Annotated in this window: 1 protein-coding gene; it reads right to left on the bottom strand. The window is 49.3% G+C overall.

Annotated features, from left to right (window positions below; translation table 11 throughout):
• Positions 1-371: FAD-binding protein (locus B3O33_RS08650; protein ID WP_292363420.1), on the bottom strand; the 371-nt coding region annotated here is incomplete at both ends.

Genomic DNA, 371 nt, shown 5'->3' with positions numbered 1-371 from the left:
TTGATCAGATCCTGCATTTCACAACGGGAAAAATGTTCGATATGACCTTCAGCAATCTGCCGGCTCATCGCCTGATAAGCCCCGAGTAATAATTGCTGACCGGTTTGACCGCGAGCATAAAAGGTTCGGGATACCTGCGCTCCCCCAAACGAACGATTGGCCAGATAACCACTGTATTCACGGGCAAATGGCACACCTTGCGCTACAGCCTGATCAATAATCGACGTACTCAGTTCCGCCAGACGAAATACATTGGATTCACGGGCCCGAAAGTCGCCGCCTTTAATCATGTCGTAAAACAGCCGCCAGACACTGTCACCATCATTATGATAATTCTTGGCAGCATTAATACCGCCCTGAGCCGCAATACT

This window comes from Methylophaga sp. UBA1464 (assembly GCF_002325665.1).
Classification (GTDB): Bacteria; Pseudomonadota; Gammaproteobacteria; order Nitrosococcales; family Methylophagaceae; genus Methylophaga.
This window is presented reverse-complemented; position numbering and strand designations above follow the sequence as displayed.